The organism is Microcoleus sp. LAD1_D5 (assembly GCF_036702115.1).
Taxonomy (GTDB): domain Bacteria; phylum Cyanobacteriota; class Cyanobacteriia; order Cyanobacteriales; family Microcoleaceae; genus Microcoleus.
Map to the genome: position 1 here is coordinate 33491 of NZ_JAUBSA010000027.1, position 366 is coordinate 33856.

Below are 366 nucleotides of genomic sequence, written 5' to 3' on the forward strand. Positions count from 1 at the left end.
AGTCTTTAAGCAGGGGAAGTAGGTGCGGCAGTGCAGTTTTAGCTTCTGCACCGATACTCCCCAAAGCATAGGCTGCATTGCTACGCACATTTGCATCTGAGTCTTTAAGCAGGGGAAGTAGGTGCGGCAGTGCAGTTTTAGCTTCTGCACCGATACTCCCCAAAGCATAGGCTGCACTGTCGCCTACAGATGCATCTGAGTCTTTAAGCAGGGGAACTAGCTGTGGCAGTGCAGTTTTAGCTTCTGCACCGATTCTCCCCAAAGCATCGGCTGCACTGCGACGCACATTTGCATCTGAGTCTTTAAGCAGGGGAACTAGCTGTGGCAGTGCAGTTTTAGCTTCTGCACCGATTCTCCCCAAAGCAT

The 366-nt window shown here is 51.4% G+C and carries 1 protein-coding gene; it reads right to left on the minus strand.

Features of this window, described 5'->3' with window-relative positions:
• The coding region (locus QUA70_RS13905; protein WP_333410460.1) for a HEAT repeat domain-containing protein at positions 1-366 on the minus strand (366 nt) is incomplete at both ends.